The following is a 5,697-nucleotide window of genomic DNA, read 5'->3' on the forward strand; positions in this document are numbered from 1 at the left end:
TGCCGGTGCGGCAATATCCCAACTCGAAAGGGCGACCATCACGGTCGACACGATGTTTCCAGGCGCGACCCAGGAGGTGATGCAGGGGTTTGTCACCACGCCCATCGCGCAGGCGATCGCCTCCGCCGACGGCATCGAATATCTGACCTCGAGCTCGACCATGGGGCAGAGCCAGGTCAAGGCCAAGCTCGTGCTCAACGCCAACTCGGACCGGGCGATGACCGACGTGCTGGCCAAGGTCCAGCAGGTCAAGTACCGGCTGCCGGCCGGCGCTTACGATCCGGTGGTGACGAAGATCACCGACGGCGCCTCGGCGGTGCAGTACGTCGCCTTCATCAGCGACACGCTGACGATTCCGCAGATCACCGATTTCGTCACGAGAGTCGGACAGCCGCTGATCACTTCGGTCAAGGGAGTCGCCTCCGCCGACCTCGCCGCCGCGCAGGCGCTGTCGATGCGGGTGTGGCTAGATCCGGTCAAACTTGCTGCACGCAACCTGACGGCGGGCGACCTTGCCGCTGCGCTACGCGCCAACAACGTTCAGGCCGCGCCCGGCCGGCTCGAGAGCGGCAGCACCGTCACCAACATCACCGCCGCGACCGACGTCACCACGGCCGACGACTTCCGCGACATGGTGATCAAGACCGGCGCCGACGGCCTGGTGCGGCTGCGCGATGTCGCCGACGTCGAGATCGGCAGCCAGAACCGCGACACCCTCGGCTGGGCGAGCGCGCGCCGCGCCGTCTACCTCAAGATCGCCCCGACCCCCGACGGCAATCCGCTGGAGATCGTCGCCGCCACCAAGGCGCTGATCCCGGCGATGCAAGGCGTGGCGCCGCCTGGCCTCACCGTCGAGAACCAGTTCGACGTCGCCCATTTCGTCAACGCCGCAATCGACGAGGTGCTGCATACGCTGATCGAAGCCGGCCTCATCGTCGTGGTGGTGATCTTCCTGTTTCTCGGCTCGCTGCGCGCCGTGATCATTCCGGTGGTGACCATCCCGCTGTCGCTGGTCGGGACGGCGGCGCTGATGCTGGCGTTCGGCTTCTCGCTCAATTTGCTGACGCTGCTGGCGATGGTGCTGGCGATCGGGCTCGTCGTCGACGACGCCATCGTCGTGGTCGAAAACATCCATCGCCACATCGAGGACGGGCTGTCGCCGGTCGAGGCGGCGCTGGTCGGCGCCCGCGAGATCGTCGGTCCGGTGATCGCCATGACGATCACGCTGGCCGCCGTCTATGCGCCGATCGGCCTGATGGGCGGCCTCACCGGAAGCCTGTTCCGCGAGTTCGCCTTCACGCTGGCGAGCTCGGTGGTGGTCTCGGGACTGATCGCGCTGACGCTGTCGCCGATGATGAGTTCGCGGCTGCTCGGCGGCAAGCAGTTGGAAAGTCGCTTTGCCAAGGCGATCGAACATCGCTTTACGAGGCTTGCCGCCGGCTATGGGCGGCTGCTGGCCGCGACGCTGGGGATGCGGCCCGTGGTGCTGCTGATTGCCGGCTCCATGCTGCTGGCGATTGCGGCGCTGTTCTTAGGCGCCAAGCGCGAACTCGCGCCGCAGGAAGACCAGGGCTACGTCTTCACCGCGGTGCGGGCGCCGCAATACGCCAATCTCGACTACACCGCAGCGGCCGCCGGACAGGTCCAGCAGATCTTCCGGTCGATGCCCGAATACTCCGCCAATTTCTTCGTCGTCGGCACCGACGGTCTCAACAATGCATTCGGCGGCATCATTCTCAAGGACTGGAGCGAACGCCAGCGCTCGGCCACCGACATCCAGGCGGCGCTGTACCGCGCCGTCGGTGGTGTCCACGAGGCGTCCGTCACGCCATTCCAATCGGCGGCGCTGCCGGCCTCGACCGGCGGTCTGCCGTTCCAGATGGTGCTGCGTTCGGCCGCCGGTTTCGACGCCATCTACCGCGACATGGAGGCGCTGAAGGCGGCGGCGTGGCGCAGCGGCTTGTTCGTGTTCGTCGACAGCGATCTCGCCTTCGACAGCCCGACCGCGCAGATCCGCATCGACAGCGCCAAGGCCGGCGAAGTCGGCGTCACCATGCAGGCGATCGCCGACACGCTCGCGGTGCTGGTCGGCGAGAACTACGTCAACCGCTTCAATTACTACGGCCGCTCCTACGACGTCATCCCGCAGGTTCGTCGCAGCGATAGGCTGACGCCGGAGACGATCGGGCTTTATCAGGTCCGCACCCGCTCCGGCGAGATGATTCCTCTTTCGACCGTCGCCTCGGTGGCGGTGAAGCCGAGCGCCAACCGGCTGCCGCAGTTCAACCAGATGAACGCAGCGACGCTGTCGGCTGTGCTGCAGCCTGAGGCGACGATGGGGCAGGCGGTGGCGTTCATGGAAGCGCAGCCGCGCTCGCCCGGCGTCACCGTCGACTGGCTCGGCGACAGCCGGCAATACGTTCAGGAGGGCAACCGCCTCACAATCATCTTCGGCTTGGCGCTGATCGTGATCTTCCTTGTGCTGGCCGCGCAGTACGAGAGCTTCCGCGATCCGCTGGTGATCTTGGTGACGGTGCCGCTGGCGATCTGCGGCGCGCTGTTGCCGCTGTATCTCGGCTACACCACCCTCAACATCTACACCCAGATCGGGCTCGTCACCCTGATCGGGCTGATCTCCAAGCACGGCATCCTGATGGTGGCGTTCGCCAACCAGATTCAGCGCGAGCAGGGGCTTGGCCGTCGAGACGCCATTCTGCAGTCTGCGAAAGTGCGGATGCGGCCGGTGCTGATGACCACGGCCGCGATGGTGGCGGGCTTGGTGCCGCTGCTGTTCGCCGAGGGGGCCGGCGCCGCCAGCCGCTTCGCCATCGGCATCGTTGTGGTGATGGGCATGCTGGTCGGCACGCTGTTCACGCTGTTCGTGCTGCCGACCTTCTACACGCTGATTGCCACCGACCGGCATGCGGGCGCGGCAGGCGGTCAGCACCCGGCGCCGGTCGAGTCCAATACCGTATCCGCGTAGTCCCTTGTGCGTTCGCAGCACGCGTGCGTTCGGAGCCATGCGTCACCGCGCGGGGTCGTACCGCCGGCAGGCATTCTGTATGCGTTGGAGATGCAGGTTGCAGAGAGGCGCGGTACTCTACCGTATTCGCAGAGTTTCCGAAATGACCGACACCACCCCCAAGATCGCACTGACTGTCGGCGAGGCCGCGAAGCGGAGCGGCGTGGCGGTCTCGACCCTGCACTTCTATGAGGCCAAGGGCCTGATTCAGAGCTGGCGCACCGAGGGCAACCAGCGGCGCTATCATCGCTCTGTGCTTCGCCGTGTCGCCATCATTCGGGTCGCGCTGCTCGCCGGCATTCCGCTCGCGACCATTCACGATGCGCTTGTCGATCTGCCTCATGATCGCGTCCCGTCCAAAGCCGATTGGGCGCGCTTCGCCAGGGCTTGGAAAGCCATGTTGCAAGCGCGCATTGTCGGCCTGACGCAATTGCGTGACCAGATCACCACCTGCATCGGTTGCGGCTGCCTGTCGCTCGAGGACTGCCCGCTGCGCAATCCGGGCGACGAACTCGGCCGCCACGGTGCCGGCCCGCGGCGGCTGGGCGCGAAGCCGTGAGGGCCGGTGCGGTGCCGCAATGCGTGCAGCGCGTCGCAAGCGTTGCAGCGCGCCGGTAGCTCAGGCGTTCTCGACGGTCTTCTTCAGCTTGCCGATGCCGAGAATGTCGAGCATCGCCTTCTCGTAGAACGGCTCGCTCTCGCCGCGGCTCATCTTGCGCAGGAAGTACTTCTCGAACGCGATCTTGGCGTTGTGCACCCACACGCCCGAGGCCGACCAGTTGACGTTGCGCGGCGGCAATTGCGGCTGCGCAACGAAGGCGACGCCCGAGTCGCCGAAATCGGCCAGGCAGACCGCGTTCCAGGTCGCCTGATGGGTCGGCTGCCCACCGTCCAGCAGCTGCCGGATGTTGTGAGCGGTCGCCGTCACCATCGACTCGATCATGAAGCCCGTCTTCGGCACGCCGCACGGCACCGGCGTCGGCCCGGTCGGCGGAATCGCGACGCAGACGCCGACCGCGAACACGTTGGTGTATTTCGGATTGCGCTGGTGCTTGTCGATCAGCACGAAGCCGCGCGGATTGACGAGCCCGTCGATGCCGCGCAGCGGTGCGATGCCGCGGAAACCGGGGATCAGCATCGAGAAGCCGAACGGCAACTCGGTGGTCTTCTTCACCGAGCCGTCCTCGGCGATCTCCTCGGCGATGATCTTGCCGGGCTCGACCTTGGCGACGCGCGTATTGGTCATGAACTTGATGTGATGCTGGCGCATCTCGGCTTCGAGCAGACCCTTGGTATCGCCGACGCCGTCGAGGCCGAGATGGCCGATATACGGCTCCGGCGTGATGAAGGTCATCGGCACCTGGTCGCGGATCTTGCGGCGGCGCAGCTCGGTGTCGAGGATGAAGGTGAACTCGTAGGCCGGGCCGAAGCAGGAGGCGCCCTGCACGGCGCCGGTGATGATCGGCCCCGGCTTCTTGCAGAACTGCTCGAACGCCTCGGAGGCTTCGAGTGCGTGCTCGACATGGCAGATCGACGCAGTGTGGCCGTGCGGGCCGAGGCCTTCGATCTCGTCGAACGCCAGTTCGGGGCCGGTGGCGATCACCAGGAAGTCGTAATCGACGACGCTGCCGTCGGCGAGTTCGAGCCGGTTGTTGTCCGGATCGACCTTGGTGGCGGGCACCGGCCTGTAGTTGATGCCGCGCTTTTCGAACACCGGCGCCAGATCGACCTCGATCGAGTCGCGGGTTCGCCATTTCACCGCCACCCATGGGTTGGACGGTACGAAGTGATAGATCGGATCCTTGGTGATGACGGTGATCTCGTCGTCGCGGCCGCTGAGATCCTTCATCTCGTAGGCCATCACCACGCCGCCGAGGCCGGCGCCGAGAATTACGATATGGGCCATCGCGCACTCTCCTCGATAATTCGCCGGCGGCAGCTCGGCCCCTCGGCGATGTTTCCTGTCGTTCGGCCGCAGTTCGCCGCTGGTTATGCCGGCCCCGAGGGGCTCGCCTTATATCTGCGAACATTCGAATAAATGAATTAATCGGAAAGCGCTGGCCGGCGCAACTACTATTTGGTCGAACTCAGGCGGCGGTCGGTGACGCGGCGCCGGGTTCCGTCAATTTGTCCAACACCGCCAGCGTGGTATCGCCGATCTGGCGAACGTCGGAGGTGAAGCGCGCCGCCAGGGCCTGCATCGGCAGGTTGGACTTCAGGCACGACATTTCGATGCGGCGCACACCCTTGGCGCGCGCGGCGGCGATCATCGCGGCCATCAGCAAGCCGCCGATGCCCTTGAGCCGCCAGGCGGTTTCAACGCTGAACGCGGCTTCGGCGGCGTGCTGCGCTGCGTCGGTCTCGAGCAATTCGCAGACGCCGCGCACCGCGCCGTCCTCGACATAGCCGATCACCACACGCCCGTCGGCCAGCGCTGCGCCGGCATGGAACAGCACGTGGAAATCCGACACGTCGTCGAAGAAACGCATCCGCCGCGCCGCCGGATCGAGCCGCATCAGATGTTCGGAATAGCGATCGGCATCGGCGGGCAGCAGCGGCCTGATCTCGCCGTGCGGTGCGTGCGTGTCGTTCATGGCGAGTCTCCGGCAGCGATGGCGCGAAGCATAGAGCGCGCCGGCACGAAGGCAATCGCCGATGATGGCTGATATTGCGAT

Annotated in this window: 4 protein-coding genes; 2 read left to right on the forward strand and 2 right to left on the reverse strand. The window is 65.8% G+C overall.

Annotated elements, in window-relative coordinates:
* The coding region (locus I5M_RS30595; RefSeq protein ID WP_022723857.1) for an efflux RND transporter permease subunit at positions 1–2,983 on the forward strand (2,983 nt) is incomplete at its 5' end.
* Between the two features lie 142 nt (positions 2,984–3,125).
* Positions 3,126–3,581: a redox-sensitive transcriptional activator SoxR gene (gene soxR / locus I5M_RS24785; protein WP_022723858.1), complete on the forward strand. Its 456-nt coding sequence runs from the start codon at positions 3,126–3,128 to the stop codon at positions 3,579–3,581.
* A 60-nt stretch (positions 3,582–3,641) separates the two neighbouring features.
* Here soxR and I5M_RS24790 read toward each other — a convergent pair whose 3' ends face one another.
* Positions 3,642–4,928, reverse strand: coding sequence for an NAD(P)/FAD-dependent oxidoreductase (locus tag I5M_RS24790; protein WP_022723859.1), 1,287 nt, complete (start codon positions 4,926–4,928; stop codon positions 3,642–3,644).
* 181 nt (positions 4,929–5,109) lie between these two features.
* The gene (locus I5M_RS24795; protein WP_022723860.1) at positions 5,110–5,616 is read right to left on the reverse strand and encodes a GNAT family N-acetyltransferase; all 507 of its coding nucleotides are present in this window, start codon (positions 5,614–5,616) and stop codon (positions 5,110–5,112) included.
* Between the last annotated feature and the right edge of the window lie 81 nt (positions 5,617–5,697).

The organism is Rhodopseudomonas sp. B29, from assembly GCF_000333455.1.
In the GTDB taxonomy this organism is placed as follows: Bacteria; Pseudomonadota; Alphaproteobacteria; order Rhizobiales; family Xanthobacteraceae; genus Rhodopseudomonas.